The following is a 24872-nucleotide window of genomic DNA, read 5'->3' as shown; positions in this document are numbered from 1 at the left end:
GGCGGGTGCCGGCGGCTGGACACCGGTGCAGCTCCACCGGACCGGGGCGGACACGCTGGCGGCGGTGCGGGGCGAGCCCGGCTTCGTCGCCCGCTGCTTCGCCACGGTCTCCTCCGTCGGCGTGACCTACGACAAGGGTCAGGTCGAGCTGATCTACACGGTCAGCGGCTCGCACGAGGACTACCAGCCGCGCAGCGGCATGCTGACGCTCACGCCGTTGAGCGGGTGGGCCATGAAGGGCTACTGGAAAAGCGATATCCTCGGTGCCGAACCGAGTCGGGGTGTCCTCGACTTGTACCGACCGAAACGCCGAGGTGCGTGATGGTGGACAGGCCCGTCGAGCAGTTGCGGGCCGCCGTGGTGGGCACCGGCCTGATCGGCGGGTCGATCCTGCTCCGGCTGCAGGAGTCGGGCGTGGCGGTCACCGGCTGGGATCCGGACGCGGCGACCCGGGTGGAGGGGCGCCGGCAGGGCCTGACCTTCCCCGACGACCTCGGCGAGGCGGTCCGGGACCGCGACGTGGTCTTCCTCTGCGGGCCGCTGCCGACCCTGCCGGAGACCCTGCTCACCGTCGCCAAGTACGCCGCCGACGGCTGCGTCGTCACCGACGTCGGGAGCACCAAGGGCTCGGTCTCGGCGTTCGCCGTCGAGCACGGGCTGACCGACCGGTTCGTGCCCGGGCACCCGATGGCGGGCACCGAGCGGTCCGGGCTCACCGCCGCCGTCCCGGCGCTGTTCGAGGGGGCGGCCTGGGTGCTCTGCCCGGCCGCCGAGGGGCTGGCCGCGTTCCGGCTGCTGGTCGGTCTGGTGCTGGACGTCTTCGCCGCCCGGGTGGTGCCGATGTCCCCGGCGGTGCACGACTCGGTGGTCGCCCTCTCCTCGCACGTCCCGCACCTGTTGGCCGGCAGTCTGGCCGGCGCGGTCGCCGGCTCGGAGGTGCGCGACGCGGTGCTCGGGCTCGCCGCGGGCAGCTTCCGGGACGGCACCCGGGTGGCCGGCACGCCGGCGAAGCGTACGGCGGACATGCTGTTCAACAACCGCGAGCAGGTGGTGCGGCAGCTCGACCAGGTGAGCGCCCTCCTCGGCGAGCTGGCCGCCGCGTTGCGCGCGGACGACCTGGACGCGCTCGTCGCGCACTACCGGCGGGCCCGGGCGGTGCGCACCGCCCTGCTCGACCGTGACCTGCACCCGCACCGCCGGGACTTCCCGGTCGACGGCGACCACGCCGCCGAGCTGGCCTACCTGCTGGAGCTGGGCTCGGCCGGCGGCTACCTGACCGGGTGCCGGATCGACGGCGGAGTCGTCTCGTACACCGGCCACCGCCCCGACGACGAGCCGACCGCCCCCGGGCAGTCCTGACCCGCCGGTCCCCGGCGCGGACCGGGCCGGTCCGGCGCCGCGTCCGGGTGCCGGCGGGCCGGCCGACGCCGACGGTCGCGCACCGGGCCGGCAGTCACGCATCGGAGGCACGGCGGTCGGGCCGCCGTTAGGGTGAGAGCATGGTGGACGGGCCGGTGGTGGCGGTACGTGGTGAGGCGTACCGGGAGGTGCCGCCGGAGGTCGCCCGGTTCACGGTGACCGCGACGGCCCGCGACCGCGACCGCGAGACCACCCTGACCCGGCTGGCCGAGCGGGCCGCCGCGGTGCGGGTGCTGCTCGACGGGTACGGCCCGACGATCGAGCGCCGGGAGACCGGCGATCTGCGGGTCCGGCCGGAGACCCGGCGCGCCACCGAGCGGGTGGTTGCCTGGCACGGCAGCGTCGCCACCACCGTGACGCTCACCGACTTCACCGCGCTCGGCGAGCTGATGCTCCGCCTGGCCGACCAGGACCAGGTCGAGGTGGCCGGGCCCTGGTGGTCGCTGCGCCCGGACAGCCCGGTGCATAGGGAGGCGCGGCACGCCGCGATCGCCGACGCGCTGCTGCGCGCCCGCGAGTACGCCGAGGCGCTCGGCGCCCGGGTGACCGCCCTGATCGAGCTGGCCGACGCCGGGGTGACCGAGCGGCCGATGTTCGCCCGCGCGGCGTACGCGGAAGCCGCCGGCGGGCCGCCGGAGCTGGAGCTCGACCCGCAGCCGCAGCCCGTCCAGGCGACCGTGCAGGCACGGTTCGCGATCAGCGAGCCGGTCCTGGACTGATGCCGGCGGCCCGGGTCCTCCCCGTCGACGAACTGGTGGCGCGGGCGCGCGCCCTCGCCGAGGCCGGTCCACGGCAGCTGCTCGGCATCGCCGGCGCGCCCGGCGCCGGCAAGTCGACGCTGGCCGAGCGGATCGTCGCGGCGGTCGGCCCGGTCGCCCGGCTGGTGCCGATGGACGGCTTCCACCTCGCCCAGTCCGAGCTGCGCCGGCTGGGCCGGGCCGACCGCAAGGGCGCGGTGGACACCTTCGACGCGAACGGCTACGTCTCGCTGCTGCGCCGGCTGCACCGGTTGGAGCCGACCTCGGTGTGGGCACCGGCGTTCCGCCGGGACCTGGAGGAGCCGATCGCCGGCGCCATCGAGGTGCCGCCCGAGGTCCGGCTGGTGGTGACCGAGGGAAACTACCTGCTGCTGCCCGACTTCCCGTGGGAGGAGGTGCGGGCGCTGCTGCACGAGGCGTGGTTCCTCGACCTCGACGTCGAGCTGCGGCTGCGCCGGCTGACCGCCCGGCACGTGGCGTACGGGCGGTCGCCGGAGCAGGCCCGGGCCTGGGCGATGGGCAGCGACGAGGCCAACGCCGCCCTGGTGGCGGCCACCGCCGACCGGGCCGACCTGGTGGTCCGGCTAGCCGAACCCCCGCCGGGGTGACGGCACCGCGCGCCGCAGCAACCAGGCCACCCGGGACCGTTCCCGGTGGAACTCGGGCGCGTCGGGGTAGCCGCTGTGGTTGCGGATCGGCGGGTCGGCCACCTCGCCGGCGCTCGGGTGCAGCGCCGTCGGGTCGCGGACGGCCACGTCCCGTTCCCCGGCGGTGACCGGCCAGCCGAGCGGGTCGGTGTTCCGCCAGAAGTTCGTCCAGCCGGTGCCGCCGCCCGGCCGGTGCAGCGCCTCGGCCAGCACCGGCAACCGGTCCGGCCCGAAGTACGCCGGGAAGACCCGCCCGTAGAGCCGGGTGAGCTGGCAGCCGTAGGAGAAGAACCAGATCCGCCGCCGCCAGCGGGCCGACAGTTGGAGGATCACCGCCGCGCAGATCACCGTGCCCTGGCTGTGTCCGGAGAGGATGATCCCGTCCATCCGGCGGGGATCCTGCGGGGTGAGCGCCAGCAGCCCGGCGGTGCGGGTCTGCAGTTCCGGCACGGCCCGCTCGGCGTAGCTCGGCGGGGCCAGCGGGTGCGCCGCCCGGGGCCAGAAGGTGCCCACGTCCCAGATGACGCCCACCGAGCGGCGGACCGTCTCGTTGCGGTAGACCAGCAGGCCGACGGCCGCGACCAGCGCCGGTAGCCAGCCGAGCAGCGCGTCGCCCGCGCCGGCGACCGCCCGCACCACGGCCGCGCCGCCGGTGGCCGTCTCCGGGTGCGGCCGGGACTGGGTGAGCACCGCGGCGCAGCCGAGCGTGACGAGCCCGGCCGCCCCGGCGGCGTATCCGCCGACCAGCCGCAGGCCGTGCTCGCCGACGAGCCGGTGCAGCGCCCGGAAGGTGCTGACGTCCCGGCTGCGCCGCAGGTCGTGACCGGAGAGCGAGTGCCCGGACGGCACCAGTCCGGCGTACTCCTGGCGGCGCAGCCGGTGGAAGAGCACGCCGGCCCGGGCGATGGTGACGGCGAGGGCCAGCAGCGCGACGGCGAAGGCGAGCCCGGCCCACATCACCGGCACCGGCGGCACCACGGTCGCCCGGCCGTGCGGGGTCACCCCGTTGTTGAGCCGGTCGGTGACCCAGTAGAGCAACCCGGCGCTGTAGGAGATGCAGAGCACCCAGCCGAACCCGGCGATCACGGCCGGCCCCCGACCGCCCCAGGCCAGGTCGGTGTGCGGTTCCAGCGGCTGCGTCTCGACCGTGGACCGGGTCCGGGGCAGCAGCAGCCCGGTGCCGGCCGTCGCGACCGCACCGACCACGACCACCCAGATCTCCAGCCGACCCGGCGCCGCCGGGACCCCGGGCAGCCAGCCGGAGATCCAACCGACCCCGAGGACGAGCAGCAGGCCGGCCGCGAGCGGCGCGGCCAGCGCCCGCCGGCCGGAGCGGGACACCGCACCGATGGCGATGAGCAGCAGCAGTTGGCCGGTGCCGAGCCAGGCGATGATCCAGTCGAAGCCGGGCAGCGACCGGTCGACCGCGCAGCCGGGAGCGGTGGGGAGCTGGGCGCAGCCGACCGGTGGGCGCCGCGCGGCCAGGGGCGTGCCGGCCGGGCCGTCGGGCAGCAGCAGGAACAGGACGGTCCCGGCCAACCCGAGCCCGGTGAGCGCGAGCAGGCCCCCGCTCAACCGGCCCAACGGGGTGTGCCCGGCGCGCCGGGTCAGCCACGGCCGGCCCAGCACCACCACGGTGGAGAGCACCACCGCGGCCAGGCACGCGACCGCCGGCCAGGCGACGGCGGCCCGTAGCCCGCGTGGTGGGTCCATGGCGAGCACCGCGCCGAGCGGCACGGCGGCCGCGACGGCGGCACCGGTGCACAGATGCAGCAGGCCGGCCCGGCGCAGCTGCCCCTCCCCGGACCAGAAGGTGGGGTCCTGCAACGGATTCGCCGGGCGGGCCGGGGGCGGCTCCGGCGGGAGCGGCTCCGTCGCCGGCTGCGGCACGGCGGGCGGGGCTCCGACGGGTGCGTCCGCCGGGGCCTCGGCCGGTGCCCGGCCGGTCACCGGGGCGGCCGGGGCGGCGGGCATCTCCGCCTCGTACTGGTAGGTCCGCCAGGCGACCAGGCCGAGCACCGTGAGCAGGCCGAGCGGTACGAGCAGGCCGACGGCGAGCGACCGGCCGCCCTCGCGCCACCAGTCGTGCCCGAGGAACTCCCACGGGCCGGGGACCCGGGCCAGGCAGTCCCGGTCGACGCACTGCCAGCCGATCAGGTCGACGCCCACGCCGGACAGGGTGAGCATCAGGGTGCCGGTCATGCTCAGGCAGAACAGCCGGATCAGCCAGGCGGTGAGGCCGGCACGGCTGCGCCACCGCTCCGTGTCCGGGTCGGGCGGGATCTCCGGCCGGGCGTGCAGCGCGACGTTGGCCAGCGTGAACGGGAGCAGCAGCGTCCACAGGGACCGCTCGACGTCGCGCGCGGTCCGCGCGCCGGAGGTCAACTGCCCCCAGCTGTACGCCTCGACGACGACCGGGTCGTCCGGGCCGCTGGTCGGCGAGCGGTAGAAGCCGGTGACCGGGCCACCGGCGACCAGCCACGGCCGGGGTGGCTCGGCGCCCGGCTCGCCGCGCAGGCCCAGGGTCTGGTGCGGCGGGGTGTTGGACACCCCGTGCACGCGCAGTTCGAGGACGCGACCGACCATCCCCGCCTCCCGGTGACGACGTCACCACCCACAGTGCCGGGTCCCGGGGCGATCCGCCATCCACCGAGGAGCTGTTTATGCAGGTCGGGCCCTTGATCGAGTCAGTCGAGCTGGCGTACCGGACGGGCCGGATTACCCACCGCGACGACGTTCGGCGGGAGGTCGCGGGTCACCACGGCGCCGGCGCCGACCACCGTGTTCTCCCCGACGCTGACCCCGGCGAGCACGATCGCACCGCCACCGAGCCAGACGTTGTCGCCGATGGTGATCGGCCTGGCCGCCTCCCACTTCGCCCGGCGGGGCTCCGGTTCCACCGGGTGGGTGGGGGTGAGCAGTTGCACGTTCGGTCCGACCTGGACGTCGGCGCCGACGGTGATCGGTGCGACGTCGAGGAAGACCGCGTTGTAGTTGACGAACGTGCGCGGGCCGAGCCGGATCTGCCGGCCGTAGTCGCAGTGGAACGGGGGCCGGACCCAGGCGCCCTCGCCCACCTCGCCGAGCAGTTCGCGCAGGGCGGCGAGCCGGCGCTCCGGATCCGCCGCGGGGCTGGTGTTGAAGCGTTCCATCAGCCGGGCCGCCCGGTCGAGATCGGCGGCGATGGCCGGGTCGTCGGCGATGTACGGCTCGCCGGCGAGCATGCGTTCCCTCATGGACGTCACCCCGCCGATGATGCCCGTCCGGCCGGGCGATGTGTTGGCGAGCCGGTCATCTTTCCGACTTCCTTATGCATACCCGGTATGCAATTCTGACGGTTGTCAATGTGTCTCTCAGTGGATGAACGCTTCACGAGGAGGATCCGTTGCACCGAACCCGAAAACTGGCCGCCCTCGGCCTCGCCCTCGGCCTCGCCCTCGGCCTCGCCCTCGGCCTCGTGCTGGGCACCCCGGGAATGGCCGTGGCCCAGGCACCCTCGACCCCGACCGCTGAAGGGTCGCGCACCGCCACCCCGACGGGCACGCCGACCGCCGGCCGCTCCGCCACCGTCACCCTGCTCACCGGCGACCGGGTCACCGTCACCGCGGCCGGCACCGCCGGCGTACGGCCGGGTCCGGGGCGGGAGGACGTCCGTTTCCTGACCCGCCGGGAGCGCGGTCACCTCTCCGTCGTGCCGCACGACGCCCTCCCGCTGATCCGGGCCGGCCGGGTCGACCGGCGGCTCTTCGACGTCACCGAACTGATCGCGGCCGGCTACGACGACGCCCGGCGTACCGACCTGCCGGTGCTGATCGCCGGCGGCGCCGGGACCGCCCGGCGGACCGCCCCGCCCGCGGGCGTGACGGTCACCCGCGACCTGCCCGCCATCGGCGGGGTGGCCGCCCGGGCGGCCAAGCAGCGCACCGGCGAACTCTGGACGGCGCTGACCGCCGGCGGCGCCGGCGCCCGGGTCGACACGGCGGGGGGTGTCGACCGGATCTGGCTCGACGGGCGGCGCCGGATCACGCTGGAGCACAGCGTCCCGCAGATCGGCGCCCCGGCCGCGCACCAGGCCGGGCTCACCGGCCGGGGCGTACGGGTCGCCGTGCTGGACACCGGCGTCGACGCCGGGCACCCGGACCTGGCCGGCCGGGTGGCCGAGGCGCGCAACTTCACCGAGGACGCGGAGCCGGACGACGTGGTCGGGCACGGCACCCACGTCGCCTCGATCATCGCCGGCGGCGGCACCGCCTCCGGCGGTCGGTACCGGGGCGTGGCGCCCGACGCGACGCTGCTCTCCGGCAAGGTCTGCGAGACCGAGTTCTGCACCGACTCGGCGATCCTGGCCGGCATGCAGTGGGCCGCCGTTCAGGCGCGGGCGGACGTGGTCAACATGAGCCTCACCGGTGGGGACACCCCGGAGGTCGACCCGCTGGAGGCGGCGGTGCAGTCGCTCACCGCGCAGACCGGCACGCTCTTCGTCGTCTCCGCCGGCAACGACAGTGAGTTCGCGCCGGTCGGCTCGCCGGGCACCGCCGACGCCGCGCTCGCCGTCGGCGCGGTCGACCGGGACGACGACCTCGCCTTCTTCTCCAGCCGAGGGCCGCGGGTCGGCGACGACGCGCTCAAGCCGGACCTCACCGCGCCGGGCGTGGAGATCGTCGCCGCCCGCGCGGCCCGGGGCGTGATCGGTGACCCGGCGGGGGAGGGGTACGTCTCGCTCTCCGGCACCTCGATGGCCGCTCCGCACGTCGCCGGCGCGGCGGCGCTGCTCGCCCAGCGGCACGGCGACTGGGCCGCCGGCCAGCTCAAGGCGACCCTGATGGCCGCGGCGAAGCCGCACCCGGAGCAGACCGCCTACCAGCAGGGCGCCGGGCGGGTCGACGTGGCGCGGGCGATCGACCAGGTGGTGAGCAGCGAGCCGGCGAGCGTGTCGTTCGGCCGGGCGCTCTGGCCGCACGCCGACGACACCCCCATCACCCGCGAGGTGACCTGGCGGAACACCGGCCCGACCGAACTCGCCCTCGACCTCACCGTCGAGGCGACCGGCCCGGACGGCGCGTCGGCCCCGGCCGGGATGTTCACCCTGAGCGCGGCCCGGGTCACCGTGCCGGCCGGCGGTACGGCCACCGCCACGGTCACCGCCGACACCCGGCTCGGTGGACCCGACGGCCACTACACCGGCCGGATCGTCGCCCGCTCCGGCGACACCGTCGCGATCACCCCGCTGGCCGTGAACCGGGAGGTGGAGAGCTACACGCTCACCGTCCGGCACCTGGGCCGGGACGGCGCCGCCACCGGTGCGCACAGCACCACCCTGGCCGGGCTGGACGCCTTCGTCACCTACGACCTGTACGACCCGGACGGCACCGCCGAGCTGCGGGTGCCCAAGGGGCGCTACGGCCTGTCCAGCTACCTGTTCGAGCTGGACGGCGACGAGGTGACCGAGACGGCGCTCCTGGCCCGGCCCGAACTGGTGCTCGACCGGGACACCGCGATCACCGTCGACCTGCGGCGGGCGAAGCCGGTCCGCACCACCGTGCCGCAGCGGGACGCCACCCCGGTGCTGGTCGACGTCGGGGCGAACTGGACCGCCACCGACGGCAGTTCCTACAGCTTCGGCCTGCTGGGCTTCGACTTCACCGGACTGGGCAGCGGGCAGGTCGGCCCGGCCGGCTCGGCCGAGCGCTTCGCCGGCACGGTGAACAGCCAGTGGGCCGACCGCGAGGCGGCCAGCAGCCCGTACCTCTACGCGCTCGGCGAGGGGTTCCCCGGCCGGATGCCGACCGGGTTCGACCGGCACTACCGGGCCCGCGACCTGGCCACCGTCACCCAGCGGTTCCGCGGCGGCTATCCCGGGCTCTCCGCCGAACGGATGGTCTTCGGGCACCTGGAGCCAGACGTCGGCGGCTGGGCGGCGGTGCTGCCGACGGCGGTGCCGGGGCAGCGGGTCGAGCACTACAACACCCGGGGTGTGCGCTGGTCGTCGGAGCTGGTGTTCGGAGTGCGGGGCGAGGACGGCTGGCTCGAACCCCGGGCCGCGCTGGCCGCCGAGCCGCGGGCCTACCGGGCCGGCCGGCACCAGCGGGAGAGCTGGAACAGCGCGCCGTACGGCCCGTCCTTCCCGGCGCCGCGCTGGCCGGGGCACGGCGTGACCCGGCAGGGTGACGTGATCGTGCTGGACGTGCCGCTGCACAGCGACGCCGAGGGGCACGCCGGCGGCTCGGTCGCCGACACCGCCCGCACCGCGCTCTACCGGAACGGTTCCCTGGTCGGGGAGAACACCGATCCGGGCTTCGGTCAGTTCGAGGTGCCGCCGGGCGCGGCCGACTACCGGCTGGAGACGGTGTCCCGGCGCGGCTTCACCGACCTCAGCACCGAGGTGGCCACCGCCTGGACGTTCCGGTCCCGGCACGTGGCCGGCGAGGACTTCGCCCGGCTGCCGGCGATGGCGATCCGGTTCGCGCCGCGGCTGGACGCCGGCAACGCCGCCCCGGCCGGCCGGGAGTTCGTGATCCCGGTGCAGGTGCGGCGCCAGCCCGGCGCACCGTCCGGCCGGGTCGCCGCGCTGACCGTCGAGGTCTCCTACGACGGCGGGGCGACCTGGCAGCGGGCCCGGGTCCGGCCCGGTGACCACGGCTGGACGGCCGGCGTGCGGCACCCGACCGGCGCCGGGCACGTGTCCCTGCGGGCGACCGCCCGGGACACCGCCGGCAACACGGTGACCACCCGGATCATCCAGGCGTACCGGCTGCGCTGAGGCGTACCTCCTCCGGGTCCGCGGCGCACCGCGGACCCGGAGGGGCGGCCGTCAGTCGTTGGCGTGCAGCGCCGCGTTCAGCTCGATGCCCCGACCGGTACGCGGCCGGGCCTCCAGCGCGCCGGTGACCGAGTTGCGCCAGAACAGCAGGCCGTTCACGCCGGAGAGTTCGCGGGCCTTGACCACCCGGCCGTCCGGCAGGGTGATCTTCGAGGCGGCGGTGATGTAGCAGCCCGCCTCCACCACGCAGTCGTCGCCGAGCGAGATGCCCACGCCGGCGTTCGCGCCGACCAGGCTGCGCTCGCCGATGCGGACCTTCTCGGTGCCGCCGCCGGAGAGGGTGCCCATGATGGAGGCGCCGCCGCCGATGTCCGAGCCGTCACCGACCAGCACGCCCTGCACGATCCGGCCCTCGACCATGGAGGTGCCGAGCGTGCCGGCGTTGAAGTTGACGAAGCCCTCGTGCATCACGGTGGTGCCCGCGGCCAGGTGGGCGCCGAGCCGGACCCGGTCGGCGTCGGCGATCCGGACGCCGGAGGGGACCACGTAGTCGATCATCCGGGGGAACTTGTCCACCCCGTAGACGGCCAGGTGGCGGCCGGCCGCCCGCTCGATCACCCGTAGCTCGTCGATCCGCTCCGGCGGGCACGGCCCGGCCGAGGTCCAGGCCACGTTGGCCAGCTTGCCGAAGATGCCGTCCAGGTTGAGCTCGTTGGGCCGCACCAGGCGGTGGGAGAGCAGGTGCAGCCGGAGGTACGCGTCGGCGGCGTCCTTGATCGGGTCGTCCAGCGAGCCGATCACGGTGGTCACCTCGACCGTACGCAGACCGGGCAGCGCCCGCTCGCCGACCGCGCCGGGCGGCAGGTCGAGCACGTCGGCCTCGTCCTCGCCCGGCACCAGCGGCAGCTCGCCGAGCCCGAGCTTGCCGGTCGGGTACCAGGTGTCGAGCACCTGATCGTCAGCGGTAACGGTGGCCAGGCCGATGCCCCAGGCAGCTTGTGCGGTCGTCACGATTGTGACGGTACCGTGCGAACCATGGAGAACCCGCTGACCCCCGAGGTCCTCGCCGATCCGGTGGCGCTCACCCGCGCCCTCGTCGACATAGAGTCCGTCTCCCTGGACGAGAAGGCGATCGCCGACTGCGTCGAGGAGGTGCTGCGGGGCGTTCCGCACCTGACCACCTTCCGGCACGGCAACACGGTGATGGCGCGGACCGACCTCGGGCGGAGCCAGCGGGTGGTGCTCGCCGGGCACCTGGACACGGTGCCGCTGAACAACAACTTCCCGTCCACCATGCGCGGTGACCTGATGTACGGCTGCGGCACCTCGGACATGAAGTCCGGCGTCGCGTTCGCGCTGCACCTGGCGGTGACCCTGCCCGACCCGCGCTACGACGTGACGTACTTCTTCTACGAGGCCGAGGAGATCGAGTCGAGGTACAACGGGCTGGAACTGGTCGGCGCGGCGCACCCGGAATGGCTGCGGGCGGACTTCGCGGTGCTGCTCGAACCGACGTACGGCATCGTCGAGGCCGGCTGCCAGGGCACCATGCGGGCGATCGTCACCACGCACGGCGAGCGGGCCCACGCGGCCCGGTCCTGGCACGGGGTGAACGCCATCCACGGCGCCGGTGAGGTGCTGAGCCGCCTGACCGGGTACCGGGCACGCCGGGTGACCATCGACGGCTGCGACTACCGCGAAGGGCTGAACGCGGTCCGGATCAACGGCGGGGTGGCCGGCAACGTCATCCCCGACCGCTGCGAGATCGAGATCAACTACCGGTACGCCCCGGACCGCGACCCGGCGACGGCCGAGGCGCACCTGCGGGAGGTCTTCGCCGGTTTCGACCTGGTGGTGACGGACGCGGCGGCCGGCGCGTCGCCCGGCCTGGACGCGCCCGTGGCGCAGGAGTTCCTGGCCGCCGTCGGCGCCGCGCCGATCGGCAAGCTGGGCTGGACGGACGTGGCCCGGTTCGCGGCGATGGGCATCCCGGCGCTGAACTTCGGCCCCGGCGACCCCAACCTGGCGCACCACAAGGACGAGCACGTCGAGATCGGCAAGATCCGCGACGGCGCCGCCACCCTGCATCGCTGGCTGGCCCCCGCCTGACCGGGGTCTGCCGAGTTCCCCCGGGTGAGCAGGGGGTTCGCGTCGGCCGAGCGCTGCCCGGTGACGCGAACCCCCTGGTCGACGATCGACCGGCGAGCGGGCGCCGGTGCGCCCGGTCAGACGGGCAGGGACGCGTCCGGGGCGGTGCGGACGTCCGTGGGGTCGCCGGCCGGGTCGGTGGCGACGCGTTCCATCTGCCGGGCGCGGCGGCGCTCGGCCACCACGTCGCGGATCCGCCGCTGCATCTGCCGGCGGATCCGGATCATCTCGCTGTTGCTGATCACGCTGACTCCTCCCCCGAAGGCGCGCGCCCGGGCATACCCGGTATGTGAATAGTAAGACGTACGAGCGACCGAATTAGTTGCCCAAGATCGCGAACAATTTCCCGGCGTTGTCGCCCCGCACACCCGGCCGGTACGACTCCACTACGGTTGCTCCCATGAGTCAGAGCAACGGGCGGGAGGCCGGACGGGCACCGGGGCGGGAGCGGCACCGGGGCGCGGTCACGCTGCGCCGGCAGGCCATCCCCAGCAGCACCGCCGACCAGCGGCTGCTCGACTCCCGGGCGCGCAGCGACTGGAAGACCAAGGACGCCTGGCGGGCGCTGCGGATCCTCTCCGAGTTCGTCGAGGGGTTCGACACCCTGGCCGACCTGCCCCCGGCGGTCAGCGTCTTCGGCTCCGCCCGGAGCCGGCCGGAGAGCCCGGAGTGCCAGCTGGCCGAGGCGCTGGGCGGCGCCCTGGCGCGGGCCGGCTACGCGGTGATCACCGGTGGCGGGCCGGGTGTGATGGAGGCGGCCAACCGGGGCGTCAGCGAGGCCGGCGGCCTCTCCGTCGGGCTCGGCATCGAGCTCCCGTTCGAGCAGGGCCTCAACGACTGGGTCGACCTCGCCATCGACTTCCGCTACTTCTTCGCCCGCAAGACCATGTTCGTCAAGTACGCGCAGGCGTTCGTCGTGCTGCCCGGCGGCTTCGGCACCATGGACGAGCTGTTCGAGGCGCTCACCCTGGTGCAGACGGGCAAGGTCACCCGGTTCCCGGTGGTGCTGATGGGCGCGGACTACTGGCGCGGCCTGCTGGACTGGCTGCGCGACACGATGGCGGAGGGCGGCAAGATCGGGCCGACCGACCTGGACCTGATCTGCGTCACCGACGACGTCGACGCGGCGGTCCGGCACATCGTGGAGGCCGAGGCCCACCTCTCCGCCGAGCAGGAGGCGGTACGCGAGGAGGCCGTCGCCCGGGTCGCGGCCGACCAGCAGGCGGCGGGGGAGGCGACCGGCGGTGGACGGAACGCCGGTGGAGCGGCCGCCGCCGACCGGTCCGCGGGCCGCCGGACGACCGGCGCCGGACCCGGCGGCGACCGGTCCGGGGAGCGGCCCGCCGGCCCGGCCCGCTCGACGGGCGCCGGGGAAGGGGCGGGCTGAGCCGTGGCGGCGATCTGCGTGTTCTGCGCCTCCTCCCGTACCCTCGACCAGCGCTGGCTGGACCTCGCGACCGAGACCGGCGCGGAGATCGCCCGGCGCGGGCACACCCTGGTCAGCGGCGGCGGCTGCGTCGGCATGATGGGTGCGGTGGCCGACGGCGCGCGGGCGGCCGGCGGGCCGACGGTCGGGGTCATCCCGCAGTCGCTGGTCGACCTGGAGGTCGCCGACCTGGCCTCGGACGAGCTGCTGATCACCGACTCGATGGCCAGCCGGAAGACCCTCATGATCGACAAGTCGGACGCGTTCCTCACCCTGCCGGGCGGCCTCGGCACGCTCGACGAACTCTTCGAGGTCTGGACCACCGCCACCCTGGCGCTGCACGCCAAGCCGATGGTGCTGGTCGACACCGACGGCTTCTACCGGCCGCTGGTCGACTGGCTGGCCACCCTCGCCGACCGCACCTTCGTCAAACCCGCCGGCCTCGATCTGCTCACCGTCGTGGACACCGTCCCCGCCGCCCTCGACGCGCTCGAAGCCCGGCTGATCTGACCCACCACACCTGCCGTCCCCAGCGGGCCGGACCGGGCACGCACCGTCACCACGCACTCCCGCCCCGGACACACCCCCAACCCCCTTTGCTCTGCGCACATATACGCAGCACTCACCCTGCGTTACGTTCTTCCGCCAACATCTCTCCGGTCCGACGCTGGTAATCCCTGCTCAGCAACCTGTGCGTATAGGTGTGCAGAGCAAAGGGCGAGCGGGAGTCGGTGTTGCCCTCCGGCGGGCGGTCACCTTCCGTGAGCTGCCGTCCCGAGCCCGTCGGCCACGGTGAGTGTTCGGGCCGCGCGGCCCGAAGCCGCCCGCCGCGCGTCGACAGCTCACCAGATCGCCGGGTGCCGCCGGGACGGGTGGGGTGTCGGGGTGGAGGTGTCGTACGGGCGTGGTGGGATGGGCGGATGCAGGCGTACCGGTTGGTGCGTCGGCCTGACCGGCCGGCCGACGAGCTCGGGTCGACCGAGCGGCCGACCGAGGAGCTCGTGCCGCGGCGGGGCGATCCGGTGCAGGCGGAGGTGGTCGGGCACACCGACGGGCCGATGCTGGTGCTCGGCGGTCCGGGCACCGGCAAGACCAGCACCCTGGTCGAGGCGGTCGCCGCCCGGGTGGCCGAGGGGGTCGACCCGGAACGCGTCCTCGTGCTCACCTTCGGCCGGCGGGGCGCCACCGAGCTGCGCCACCGGATCGAGGCCCGGGTCGCCCGCGGCGGGCCGCGGGTGCTCCGCGAGCCGCTGGTGCGCACCTTCCCGGCGTACGCCTTCGGCCTGCTCCGCCGGGCCGCGGCCGAGCGGGGCGAGCCGTCGCCCCGGCTGCTCACCGGTCCGGAGCAGGATCTGATCATCCGCGAGCTGCTGGACGTGGTCGGCGAGGAGCCGGGCGACGACCCGGTCGGCTGGCCGGAGGACCTGCGCCCCGCGTTGCGCACCCGGGCCTTCGCCGCCCAGTTGCGTGACCTGCTGATGCGGGCCGCCGAGCGCGGGGTCGGCCCGGTCGAGCTGGCCCGGCTCGGCGAGAAGCTCGGCCGGGCCGACTGGCCCGCCGCCGCCCGCTTCCTGCGGGAGTACGTCGCGGTGCTCGCCCTGCGCGACGTCAGCAACCGCGGCTCCATCGCCTACGACCCGGCCGAGCTGGTCCGGGCCGCCACCGGCATGCTGCTCGACGACGAGGAGCTGCTCGCGGCCGAGCGGCGCCGGCTGGCGTACGTCTACGTCGACGAGCTGGCCGACACCGACCCGGCCCAGCTCGACCTGCTCGCCGTGGTGGCCGGCGGCGGCAAGCCGCTGGTCGCCTTCGCCGACCCGGATTCCTCCACCTACGCGTTCCGGGGCGCCGATCCCGCCGGGGTGACCACCTTCCCGCACCGGTTCCGCACCGCCTCCGGTGCGCCCGCCGCACAGGTGGTGCTGACCACCTCCTTCCGGGCCGGGGCGCGGCTGCTGGCCGCGTCCGCCCGGCTGGCCCGGCGGCTGCGCGGCCCGGCGGCGCACCGCCGGCTGCGCCCGCTGCCCGACGCGGCGCCGGGGTCGGTCGAGGTGCACACCTTCCGCTCCGCGACCAGCGAGGCGGCCTGGCTGGCCCACGCGCTGCGCGCGGCGCACCTGCTCGACGGCGTGCCCTGGTCGAGGATGGCGGTGCTGGTGCGCTCCACCGCGCGGCAGCTGCCCTCGCTGCAACGGGCGCTGCACGCCGCCGGGGTGCCGACCGTGGTGCACGGCGAGGACCTGCCGCTGCACCTGCAACCGGCGGTGGCGCCGCTGCTGCTCCTGCTGCGCTGCGCGCTGGAGCCCGAGCGGCTCGACGAGGAGGCCGCGGTCGCGCTGCTGCACTCGCCGCTCGGCGGCGCCGACCCGCTGGCCGAGCGGCGGCTGCGGCAGGGGCTGCGCGCCCTCGCGCTGGCCGCCGGCGACCGCCGTCCCTCGGGTGAGCTGATCGTCGAGGCGTTGCGGGATCCGGCCGAGCTGGCCGGGATCGAGCGCCGCTGGGCGGAACCGGCGCAGACCGTGGCCGGGCTGCTCGCCGTCGCCCGGGAGACGGCCGCCCGACCGGGGGCCACCGCCGAGGAGGTGCTCTGGGCAGTCTGGCGGGCCAGCGGCCTGGCCGAGCTCTGGTCCTCGGCGATCGCCCGGGGCGCGGCGGTGCCCGGCGAGGGGGACGTGGCGCGCCGGCGCCGGGCCGAAGCGGCCGACCGCGACCTGGACGCGGTGATGGTGCTCTTCGACGCCGCGGCGCGGTTCACCGACCGGCTGCCCGGTGCGCGGACCGAGGTCTTCCTCGACCACGTGCTCGGTCAGGACCTGCCCGCCGACACCCTGGCGCCGACCGCCGACCGGGGCGAGGCCGTTCGGCTGCTCACCGCGCACGCGGCGAAGGGGCTGGAGTGGGACCTGGTCGCGGTCGCCGGGGTGCAGGAGGGGGTCTGGCCCGACCTGCGACTGCGCGGCAGCCTGCTCGGCTCCGAGCGGCTGGTCGACGTGCTCGCCGGCCGGGCGGCGGGCGCCGGCACGCTGGCCACCCTGGTCGGGCAGACCTCGGCGCTGCTGGACGAGGAACGCCGGCTGTTCCACGTCGCGGTGACCCGGGCCCGGCGCCGGCTGCTGGTCAGCGCGGTGGCCTCGGCCGCGGTCGGCGGCGACGACCACGAGGAGCAGCCGAGCCGTTTCCTCTACGAACTGGGCCCCACCGACCCGCCCGACGCCGCCCCGCCCACCGATGGCCAGCCGCCCGACGGCCCGCCGCCCGCTCCCGACGACGACCGGCCGAGGAGCCTGCCGGTGAGCCGGCCACCCCGGGCGCTGACCCTGCCGGCGCTGGTGGCGGAGCTGCGGACCGCGGTCAGCGACCCGGATCTGCCGTACGCCCGGCGGCGGGCCGCCGCGGCCGAGCTGGCCCGGCTGGCGGCCGCCGGGGTCGCCGGCGCGCACCCGGACGACTGGTGGGGGCTGCGCCCGCTCTCCGACGACCGCCCGCTGGTCGCCGACGGGGAGCCGGTCCGGGTCACCCCGTCGGCGATGGAGAGCGTGCTGCGGTGCAGCCTGCGCTGGTTGCTGGAACGGCACGGCGGCAGCGCCCCGGCCAGCGCCGCGCAGGGCGTCGGCAACCTGGTGCACGCCGCCGCGATGCTGGCCGAGGACGCCAGCGTCGACCGGGGTGCCCTGCTCGACTACGTGGCCGCCCGGTTCGACGCGATCGAGCTGGCCGCCCGCTGGATGGCCGGTCCGGAGCGGGCCCGGGCCGAGGCGATGGTCGACAAGCTGCTGCGCTGGCTGGCCGCCAACCCGCGCCGGCTGCTCGCCATCGAGCACGAGTTCGCGGTCCGCCTCGACGACCCGAACCGTCCGGTCGAGCTGACCGGCCGGGTGGACCGGCTGGAGGTGGACGCGGACGGCCGGCTGGTGGTGGTCGACCTGAAGACCGGCAAGTCCACCGCGGTCACCGCGAACGACCTGGCCGAGCACCCGCAGCTGGGCGCCTACCAGGCGGCGGTGGAGGCGGGCGGGTTCGCCGAGTTCGGCGACGAGTCCGGCGGGGCGGCGCTGGTGCAGCTCGGCACCGGCGCGAAGGACGCCCGGGAGCAGAGCCAGCCGCCGGCCGGGGAGGGCCCGGAGGCGGGCTGGGCGACCGCGCTGGTCCGGCGCACCGCCGATACGATGGCCGCCGCCACCTTCGCCGCGGTCGCCAACTCCAAGTGCCGGGTCTGCCCGGTGCGGACGAGCTGCCCGGTCTCCGGGCAGGGGCGGCAGGTGGTCGAACCACCGACCGTCCGTCGTCCGGAGCACCCGTGACCCAGCCCGCCCTGTTCAGCGCCGCGACCCCGGCACCCCGGGTGGCCGACGCCGGCCCCCGGTACACGCCGGTGGAGCTGGCCAAGCTGCTGCGGCTGCCCGCCCCCACCCGGGAGCAGGCGGCGATCATCGCCGCCCCGGTGGAGCCGCTGCTGGTGGTCGCGGGCGCCGGTTCGGGCAAGACCGAGACGATGGCGGCCCGGGTGGTCTGGCTGGTGGCCAACGCGTACGTGCGGCCGGAGCAGGTCCTCGGGCTCACCTTCACCCGCAAGGCGGCCGGCGAGCTGGCCCACCGGGTGCGTACCCGGCTGGACCAGCTGGTGCGCCGGCTCGGCCGGCAGGGGCGCGACCCGCTCGACGACTCGCTGGCCGGGGAGCCGACCGTCTCCACCTACCACTCGTACGCCGGGCGGATCGTCACCGAGCACGGCCTGCGGGCCGGCTACGAGCCGTCCACCCGGCTGCTCACCGAGGCGTCCCGCTGGCAGCTGGTCGACCTGCTGGTGCGCAACTACGACGGCGACATGTCCGAGGTGGACCGGATGCCGAGCACCGTCACCGACGCGGTGCTGGCGCTCGCCGGCGAGCTGGACGAGCACCTCGTCGACCCGGACGACCTGGCCGCCTGGACCGGCCGCTTCTTCGCCGAGGTGCAGGCCCGCCCCGGCCGGGTCTACGCCGACGTGCGCAAGGCGCTCGCCCTCCAGCAGACCCGGCTGAAGCTGCTCCCGCTGGTGCGCGCGTACGCCCGGCGCAAGGAGGACTTCGAGGCGATGGACTTCGCCGACCAGCTGGCCCGGGCGGCCCGGGTGGCGCGCGCCCACCCCGGCGTCGGTGAGATCGAGCGGGACCGCTTCCGGGTGGTGCTGCTCGACGAGTACCAGGACACCAGCCACGCCCAGGTGGTGCTGCTCAACGCGCTTTTCGGCGGCGGGCACCCGGTCACCGCGGTGGGCGACCCGTGCCAGTCGATCTACGGCTGGCGCGGCGCGTCCGCCGGCACGCTGGACCGCTTCCCGACCGAGTTCGCCCGCGCCGACGGCACGCCGGCCGAGGTGCTCGGCCTCACCACCAGCTGGCGCAACCGCCCGGAGATCCTCGGCGTCGCCAACGCCCTGGCCACCCCGCTGCGGGCCGCCGGCGCCCGGGTGCCGGAACTGCACGCGGCGATGAGCGTCAAGGACCCGGTGCCGCACCGCAGCGCCCGCGGCGCCGCCGGCGGCACCGTGCACTGCGCGCTGCTGCCGACATACGCCGACGAGGCGGACTGGATCGCCGACAGCGTGCTCAACGCGTGGCGCGGCGTGGCCGGCCTGCCCGGCGCGCTGCCCGAGCACATCCCGGTGTCGCAGCGGCCGACGACGGCGGTGCTGGTCCGGCTGCGCAGCCAGATCCCGGCGATCGAGTCGGCGTTGCGTGCGCGCGGCCTGCCGGTCGAGGTGGTCGGGTTGGGCGGCCTGCTGGACACCCCAGAGGTGCGGGACGTGGTCTGCACCCTGCGGGTGCTCGCCGACCCGACCGACGGGGCCGCCCTGCTGCGGCTGCTCACCGGGGCGCGCTGGCGGATCGGGCCGCGCGACCTGGTGGCGCTGCACCGCCGGGCCCGGGCGATCGCCGCCAGCCGCCGGCAACTGGCCGACGACGGCACGCCGGAGATCACTCCCGACGTGCTCGACGAGGCGACCCTGGTGGAGGCGCTGGCCGACCTCGGCCCGGCGCAGGCGTACTCGGCCGAGGGCTACGCGCGGCTGCGCGCGTACGCCCGGGAGCTGGGCCTGCTCCGCTACCGGCTGGACCAGTCCCTGCCGGACCTGATCGCGGACATCGAGCGGACCATCGGCCTGGATGTCGAGGTCGCGGTCCGGGCCGGCCGGGACGGCGCCGGCGACGCCGGCCTCGCCCGCGGGCACCTGGACGCGCTCGGCGACGTCGCCGCGCGGTTCAGCGGGGAGACCCCGGGAGCCACCCTGTCGGCGTTTCTCGCCTACCTCGCCGCCGCCGAGGACGAGGAGCGCGGCCTCACCCCGGGCGAGGTGGAGGTGGTCGAGGGGGCGGTGCAGATCCTCACCGCGCACGCCGCCAAGGGCCTGGAGTGGGACGTGGTGGCGGTGGCCGGGTTGTGCCGCGGGGCGTGGCCGGGGCCGGTGCGCAACTCCGACCACTGGCTCGGCGGGCTCGGCGTGCTCCCCTTCCCGCTGCGCGGCGACGCCGACGGGCTGCCCGAGCTGGGTCTGGCCGGGGCCGAGGACCAGCGGGGCGTGGCCCGGGCGCTGGAGGACTTCACCGATGCCTGGCGGGCGCACGACGAGCGGGAGGAGCGGCGGCTGGCGTACGTGGCGGTGACCCGGCCGCGCCGGCTGCTGCTCTGCTCCGGCTACTGGTGGGGGGAGGGCACCAAGCGGCCCCGCGGCCCGTCGGTGCTGCTCCGCGAGGTGCACGACGCCTGCCTGGACGGCGGCGCCGGGCACCTGGTCGACGACTGGGCGCCGGAGCCGCCGCCGGACGCGACCAACCCGACCGCCGAGGTGGTGCTCCGGGCCGAGTGGCCGGCCGACCCGCTGGGCGCCCGCCGGCCGGCGCTGGCCGAGGCGGCGGCGCTGGTCCGCCGGTTCCTCGCCGACGGCGACCCGGCCGAACCGGACCGGACCGACGGCGAGGACGCGGCCGGCGACCCGGTGGCCGACGACCCGGCGGTGGCACGCTGGCGGCGGGAGGCCGACCTGCTGCTCGCCGAGCGGGCCGAGCTGACCCGGCAGGCCGGTGCGATCGAGGTGGCGCTGCCCGGGCACCTGTCGGTGACCCAGCTGGTGGCGCTGCGCCGGGACCCGGCCGCGTTGGCCCGGACGCTGCGCCGCCCGCTGCCGAGCGAGCCCAACCCGTACGCCCGCCGGGGCACCGCCTTCCACGTCTGGCTGGAGCAGCGGTTCGGGGCCGACCGGCTGCTCGACGTGGACGAGCTGCCCGGCGCGGCGGACGCGGACGCGGCGCCCGACGAGGCGCTCGCCGAGCTGCAGGAGCGCTTCCTGGCCAGCGAGTGGGCCGACCGGGTGCCGGTCGAGGTGGAGGTGCCGTTCGCCACGGTGATCGCCGGGGTGGTGGTCCGGGGCCGGATGGACGCCGTGTTCGCCCGCCCCGGCGGGCGGTTCGACGTGGTCGACTGGAAGACCGGTGGCCAGCCCACCGGCGCGGCGGCCGAGGTGGCCGCGGTGCAGCTGGCGGTCTACCGGCTGGCCTGGGCGGAGCTGGCGGGCGTACCGGTGGAGCGGGTCGGTGCGGCGTTCCACTACGTCCGCGACGGGGTGACCGTGCGTCCGGCGGACCTGCTCGACGTGGCCGGGCTGACCGCTCTGATCAGCAAAATCCCTGAGATTCCGGCAGACGCTGGCACTCAGCGAAATCCGTGATAGATTAGCCGAGTTGCAGTTTTGGTTACCAGAGACTCTGTGTGCGCCTGGCGGATTGTGGCCCCAGGCGCTCTTTGTTGTGTCCGGAGTTCTCCGGGCGGGGCGACCAGCAGCGACAGGCGAGCCACGCACTCCGCGTGGATCGCTCCTTTCGAGCCCGCAACAGGTGCGGGTTCGACGTTCCGTCAAGGAGACGAGACAAGCATGGCTATTGGCACCGTCAAGTGGTTCAACGCTGACAAGGGTTTCGGTTTCATCACCCCGGACGGCGGCGGAGCCGACGTCTTCGCCCACTTCTCGGCGATCCAGTCCTCCGGCTACCGGAGCCTGGACGAGAACCAGCGGGTCGAGTTCGAGATCACCCAGGGCCAGAAGGGCCCGCAGGCGGAGAACATCCGCCCGCTCTGATCTGCGGCGACACCCGTAGTTCGTGACATCCACCGCGCCCTCCGGGCGCGGTGACGGTGGCCGGCCCGCCCATCACGCGGCGGGCCGGCCCCGTACCCCTTCGGTTCGTGCTTGTGACCACCGCGGCTTTCTTCCGCCGGTGACAGCGCCGCCTCCGGCGCCTTCCTCGACACGTGCCGCCTCGAGGAAGGCCTCCTGTTGACCACCGTCGTACCCTCCTTCGCCGGCACCGCGCTGGCGCCGAGCCTGCTCGCCGCGCTGACCGCGCAGGGCATCACCGAGCCGTTCCCGATCCAGTCGGCCACCCTGCCCGACTCGCTCGCCGGCCGTGACGTGCTCGGGCGGGGCCGCACCGGCTCCGGCAAGACCCTCGCCTTCGGGCTTCCGCTGCTCTCCCGCACCGCCGGCCGCCGGGCCCGGCCGGGTCGGCCGCTGGCGCTGGTGCTGGTGCCGACCCGTGAGCTGGCCCAGCAGGTCACCACCGCACTCGCCCCGTACGCCCGCGCCGTCGGGCTGCGCTGTGCCACCGTGGTCGGCGGCCTGTCGTTGCAGCGCCAGGCGGACGCGCTCCGCGCCGGCGCCGAGGTGGTCGTGGCCACCCCCGGCCGGTTGCACGACCTGATCAACCGCGGTGACGCCCGGCTCGACCAGGTCGCGATCACCGTGCTGGACGAGGCCGACCAGATGGCCGACATGGGCTTCCTGCCGCAGGTCACCAAGCTGCTGGAGCAGGTCGCCCCGGACGGGCAGCGGATGCTCTTCTCCGCCACTCTGGACGGCGGCGTGGACCGGCTGGTCCGCCGGTTCCTGACCGACCCGGTCTCCCACTCGGTCGACCCCGGCACCGCCACGGTGACCGCGATGACCCACCACGTGCTGCACGTCGACGCGGTGGACAAGCCCGCCACGCTGACCCAGATCGCCGCCCGCGAGGGCCGCACCATCCTCTTCATGGGCACCAAGCACCGCGCCGACCGGCTGGCCCGGCAGTTGCTCGCCAAGGGGGTCCGCGCCGCGGCGCTGCACGGCGGCAAGTCCCAGCCGCAGCGCACCCGGATCCTGGAGCAGTTCCGCACCGGGCAGGTCACCGCGCTGGTCGCCACCGACGTCGCGGCCCGGGGCATCCACGTCGACGGGCTGGACATGGTGGTCAACGTGGACCCGCCGGCCGAGGCGAAGGACTACCTGCACCGGGGTGGGCGTACCGCCCGGGCCGGTGAGTCCGGCACGGTGGTCACGCTGGTCCTGCCCGAGCAGCGCCGCGACGTGTCGCGCCTGATGGCGACCGCCGGCATCAGGCCGCAGTCGGCCCAGGTCCGCCCCGGCGACGCGGCGCTGGTGCGGGCGACCGGCGCCCGGGAGCCGTCCGGCGTGCCGGTGACCGTCGCCGCCCCGGCGGCTCCGGCCGCCCGTGTCACCGGCGCCCGCGCCGGCGACGGCCCGGGTGGGGCCGGCTCCCGTACCCCGCACCGCGCCTCCGGCCGGCCCCGCCGGCCGCGCCGCCCCCGCGCCTCCTGACGCCGGCCGCGCCGCCCCCGCGCCTCCTGACGCCGGCGGCGCCGCCCCCGCGCCTTTTGACGCCGGCCGCACCGCCCGCGCTTCCGGACGCCCGCCCGGCCGCATCGGTCGCCCGCGCCACGAGTGGCGGGCGCGACCGACCGGCCCTGTACGCCGCTGAGGAATGTCGCCGCCGCCTCGTATGGTCCGCCCGCACCGCGAACCCGCCCGGCCCGTGACGCGGGTGACCAGCGGCTGAGTCGGCAATCAGCGCCGGTTGGGTCGGGTGGCCGACTGCGCCGGCTCCGCCCGTCGCCGAGGCTGGCGACGGGGGGAACGGCCGGGCGGATCGGCGGGGGAGGGATGACCATGGCGGGCGACACCGGCTCGACGGCACTGCGCGAGCTGCTGTTCGTGGTCGCGGTCGCGGCCGCCGGGCTGCTGCTCGCCACGGTCGCGGTCTTCACGCCCTGGCACGCCACGCCCGGCGGGGCCGCCCCGGTGGAGCTGCACAGCCCCGCCGGTGCGGTGGACGTGTCGGACCCGGCCGCCGGGGCCGGGCAGGTTGACCCGACCGCCGGCTGAGCCGCGGTCGTCGTACCCCGGCCGGACCGGCGCCCGCGGAGGGGCGGGCCCGGTCGGCGCGGCACGGGGTGCGAGGCGTGGTCGGGTCGGCGGGGCACCGGCCCGGCCACGCCGACCGACGCCGCGAGCCGCTCCGGCCCGGCTCGACGAAGGTCGCCGGTAACCGGGGTGCCGACGCGCTAGTGTCGATCACGTGCCGACGCGGAGAGCGAAAATTCCAGCGACGAAGTACCCGGTCGAGCGGTTCAGCCTCGACAACGGCCTACGGGTGGTGCTCACCCCGGACCGCAGCGCACCGGTGATCGGGGTCGCGGTCGTCTACGACGTCGGCATCCGCTCCGAACCGGAGGGACGCACCGGCTTCGCCCACCTCTTCGAGCACCTGATGTTCCAGGGCTCGGAGAACCTGGAGAAGCTGGCCCACTTCCGGCACGTGCAGGGTGCGGGGGGCACCTTCAACGGCTCCACCCACCTGGACTACACCGACTACTTCGAGACGTTGCCGAGCAACGCGCTGGAGCGCGCGCTCTTCCTCGAGGCCGACCGGATGCGCGGCCCCCGGCTGACCGAGGAGAACCTGCGCAACCAGGTCGACGTGGTCAAGGAGGAGATCCGGGTCAACGTGCTCAACCGCCCGTACGGCGGGTTCCCCTGGCTGACCCTGCCGCCGGTCCTGTTCGACACCTTCCCGAACGCGCACGACGGCTACGGCTCCTTCGTCGACCTGGAGTCGGCGACCGTCGCCGACGCCGCCGACTTCTTCCGCCGGTACTACGCCAGCGGCAACGCCGTGCTCGCGGTCAGCGGCGACATCGACGTCGCCGAGGCGACCGAGCTGATCGGACGGCACTTCGGCGACGTGCCGGCCCGGCCCGCACCCGAGCGGCCGGACTTCACCGAGCCGGACCTGACCGTCGAGCGGCGCACCGCGTACGCCGACAAGCTGGCCCCGCTGCCGGCGGTGGCCTCGGCCTGGCGGGTGCCCGACCCGGTCGCCGATTTCGCCGGCTACCTGCCCTACGTGGTGCTCGCCGAGGTGCTCACCGACGGCGACGCGTCCCGCCTGGTCGAGCGGCTGGTGCTGCGCGACCGGACGGTCACCAGCGTCGGCGGCTACCTGGGTTTCATGGGCGACCCGTTCGACGTGCGCGACCCGACGGCGCTGCTGCTCCAGGCGCACCTGCCACCCGGCGGCGACGTGGACAAGGTGCTGCGTACGGTCGACGAGGAGCTGGACCGGCTGGCCACCGACGGCCTGTCCGACGGCGAACTGGCCCGCACCCAGGCCAGGATGGCCACCCACCTGCTGCGGGACACCGACGCCGTGCTCACCCGGGCGCTGCGGATGGCGGTGCTCGAACAGCAGCGCGGCGAGCCGGGGCTGCTCAACGAGCTGCCCCGACTGGTCGGCGCGGTCACCGAGGAGCAGGTCCGGGCCGCCGCGGCCACCCTGCGGCCGGAGCGCCGCGCGTCCGTCGAGGTCATCGCCGGAGGTGCCCGGTGAGCGCGAGGAGTGAGC

At 75.6% G+C, this 24872-nt stretch carries 17 protein-coding genes and 1 pseudogene; 14 read left to right on the top strand and 4 right to left on the bottom strand.

All coding sequences use genetic code 11. The features are described from left to right. The first annotated feature begins 25 nt into the window (after positions 1–25). The 4 genes from AC1WTP_RS02335 (at position 26) to AC1WTP_RS02320 (ending at position 2785) form a co-directional block, all read left to right on the top strand. On the top strand, positions 26–322 hold the full coding sequence (locus tag AC1WTP_RS02335) for a hypothetical protein (RefSeq protein WP_481647578.1): 297 nt from the start codon (positions 26–28) through the stop codon (positions 320–322). After that, the gene (locus AC1WTP_RS02330; RefSeq protein ID WP_481647577.1) at positions 322–1359 is read left to right on the top strand and encodes a prephenate dehydrogenase; all 1038 of its coding nucleotides are present in this window, start codon (positions 322–324) and stop codon (positions 1357–1359) included. The genes AC1WTP_RS02335 and AC1WTP_RS02330 overlap by 1 nt, the downstream gene beginning before the upstream one ends. A 140-nt stretch (positions 1360–1499) precedes the next feature. Next, entirely contained in the window at positions 1500–2138 is a 639-nt protein-coding gene (locus tag AC1WTP_RS02325) for an SIMPL domain-containing protein (protein ID WP_481647576.1), read from the top strand. Beyond that, positions 2138–2785: a nucleoside/nucleotide kinase family protein gene (locus tag AC1WTP_RS02320; protein WP_481647575.1), complete on the top strand. Its 648-nt coding sequence runs from the start codon at positions 2138–2140 to the stop codon at positions 2783–2785. The genes AC1WTP_RS02325 and AC1WTP_RS02320 overlap by 1 nt, the downstream gene beginning before the upstream one ends. Here the strand turns inward: AC1WTP_RS02320 and AC1WTP_RS02315 are convergent. Together AC1WTP_RS02315 and AC1WTP_RS02310 are read right to left on the bottom strand one after the other, a co-directional pair. After that, a complete protein-coding gene (locus AC1WTP_RS02315) occupies positions 2762–5410 on the bottom strand; it encodes a hypothetical protein (protein ID WP_481647574.1) in 2649 nt (882 codons plus the stop codon). The genes AC1WTP_RS02320 and AC1WTP_RS02315 overlap by 24 nt on opposite strands. Before the next feature lie 101 nt (positions 5411–5511). Next, positions 5512–6069, bottom strand: a complete 558-nt coding sequence (locus AC1WTP_RS02310) for a sugar O-acetyltransferase (RefSeq protein WP_481647573.1) — start codon at positions 6067–6069, stop codon at positions 5512–5514. Positions 6070–6299: 230 nt separating this feature from the next. On the opposite strand from AC1WTP_RS02310, the gene AC1WTP_RS02305 reads away from it, so the two are divergent. Continuing rightward, positions 6300–9584, top strand: coding sequence for a S8 family serine peptidase (locus AC1WTP_RS02305; RefSeq protein WP_481647668.1), 3285 nt, complete (start codon positions 6300–6302; stop codon positions 9582–9584). Between the two features lie 51 nt (positions 9585–9635). Here the strand turns inward: AC1WTP_RS02305 and dapD are convergent, their stop codons facing one another. Next, a complete protein-coding gene (dapD, locus tag AC1WTP_RS02300; protein ID WP_481647572.1) occupies positions 9636–10595 on the bottom strand; it encodes a 2,3,4,5-tetrahydropyridine-2,6-dicarboxylate N-succinyltransferase in 960 nt (319 codons plus the stop codon). 24 nt (positions 10596–10619) lie between these two features. Here dapD and dapE point away from each other — a divergent pair, with 24 nt between their 5' ends. Further along, positions 10620–11693, top strand: a complete 1074-nt coding sequence (gene dapE, locus AC1WTP_RS02295; protein ID WP_481647571.1) for a succinyl-diaminopimelate desuccinylase — start codon at positions 10620–10622, stop codon at positions 11691–11693. A 116-nt stretch (positions 11694–11809) separates the two neighbouring features. Here dapE and AC1WTP_RS02290 read toward each other — a convergent pair whose 3' ends face one another. After that, on the bottom strand, positions 11810–11977 hold the full coding sequence (locus AC1WTP_RS02290; RefSeq protein WP_481647570.1) for a hypothetical protein: 168 nt from the start codon (positions 11975–11977) through the stop codon (positions 11810–11812). A 155-nt stretch (positions 11978–12132) separates the two neighbouring features. On the opposite strand from AC1WTP_RS02290, the pseudogene AC1WTP_RS02285 reads away from it, so the two are divergent. The 8 genes and pseudogenes from AC1WTP_RS02285 to AC1WTP_RS02250 all read left to right on the top strand — a co-directional run. Further along, positions 12133–12981 (top strand): annotated as a pseudogene (locus tag AC1WTP_RS02285) (LOG family protein); the annotation flags it as partial. Positions 12982–13122: 141 nt separating this feature from the next. Continuing rightward, the gene (locus AC1WTP_RS02280; RefSeq protein ID WP_481647569.1) at positions 13123–13668 is read left to right on the top strand and encodes an LOG family protein; all 546 of its coding nucleotides are present in this window, start codon (positions 13123–13125) and stop codon (positions 13666–13668) included. Between the two features lie 410 nt (positions 13669–14078). Further along, positions 14079–17459: an ATP-dependent helicase gene (locus AC1WTP_RS02275; protein ID WP_481647568.1), complete on the top strand. Its 3381-nt coding sequence runs from the start codon at positions 14079–14081 to the stop codon at positions 17457–17459. Then, on the top strand, positions 17456–20863 hold the full coding sequence (locus tag AC1WTP_RS02270) for an ATP-dependent helicase (RefSeq protein ID WP_481647567.1): 3408 nt from the start codon (positions 17456–17458) through the stop codon (positions 20861–20863). Before AC1WTP_RS02275 ends, AC1WTP_RS02270 begins: the two co-directional genes overlap by 4 nt. Before the next feature lie 204 nt (positions 20864–21067). Then, a complete protein-coding gene (locus AC1WTP_RS02265) occupies positions 21068–21271 on the top strand; it encodes a cold-shock protein (RefSeq protein WP_007072850.1) in 204 nt (67 codons plus the stop codon). A gap of 198 nt (positions 21272–21469) precedes the next feature. Then, the gene (locus tag AC1WTP_RS02260; protein WP_481647566.1) at positions 21470–22789 is read left to right on the top strand and encodes a DEAD/DEAH box helicase; all 1320 of its coding nucleotides are present in this window, start codon (positions 21470–21472) and stop codon (positions 22787–22789) included. A gap of 348 nt (positions 22790–23137) precedes the next feature. Next, a complete protein-coding gene (locus AC1WTP_RS02255; protein ID WP_481647565.1) occupies positions 23138–23353 on the top strand; it encodes a hypothetical protein in 216 nt (71 codons plus the stop codon). Positions 23354–23546: 193 nt separating this feature from the next. Next, positions 23547–24857, top strand: coding sequence for a M16 family metallopeptidase (locus AC1WTP_RS02250; protein WP_481647564.1), 1311 nt, complete (start codon positions 23547–23549; stop codon positions 24855–24857). The last annotated feature ends 15 nt before the right edge of the window (positions 24858–24872 follow it).

It is taken from the genome of Micromonospora sp. R311, assembly GCF_056780015.1.
Note: the sequence above shows the minus strand (reverse complement) of the source record. Positions and strands in the feature narration are given on the sequence as shown.

Coding starts and splice junctions, on each gene's coding strand:
- AC1WTP_RS02255 (WP_481647565.1), top strand. CDS start 23,138: ATGGCGGGCGACACCGGCTCGACGGCACTGCGCGAGCTGCTGTTCGTG.
- AC1WTP_RS02325 (WP_481647576.1), top strand. CDS start 1,500: ATGGTGGACGGGCCGGTGGTGGCGGTACGTGGTGAGGCGTACCGGGAG.
- AC1WTP_RS02320 (WP_481647575.1), top strand. CDS start 2,138: ATGCCGGCGGCCCGGGTCCTCCCCGTCGACGAACTGGTGGCGCGGGCG.
- AC1WTP_RS02330 (WP_481647577.1), top strand. CDS start 322: ATGGTGGACAGGCCCGTCGAGCAGTTGCGGGCCGCCGTGGTGGGCACC.
- AC1WTP_RS02265 (WP_007072850.1), top strand. CDS start 21,068: ATGGCTATTGGCACCGTCAAGTGGTTCAACGCTGACAAGGGTTTCGGT.
- AC1WTP_RS02275 (WP_481647568.1), top strand. CDS start 14,079: ATGCAGGCGTACCGGTTGGTGCGTCGGCCTGACCGGCCGGCCGACGAG.
- AC1WTP_RS02305 (WP_481647668.1), top strand. CDS start 6,300: ATGGCCGTGGCCCAGGCACCCTCGACCCCGACCGCTGAAGGGTCGCGC.
- AC1WTP_RS02315 (WP_481647574.1), bottom strand. CDS start 5,410: ATGGTCGGTCGCGTCCTCGAACTGCGCGTGCACGGGGTGTCCAACACC.
- dapE (WP_481647571.1), top strand. CDS start 10,620: ATGGAGAACCCGCTGACCCCCGAGGTCCTCGCCGATCCGGTGGCGCTC.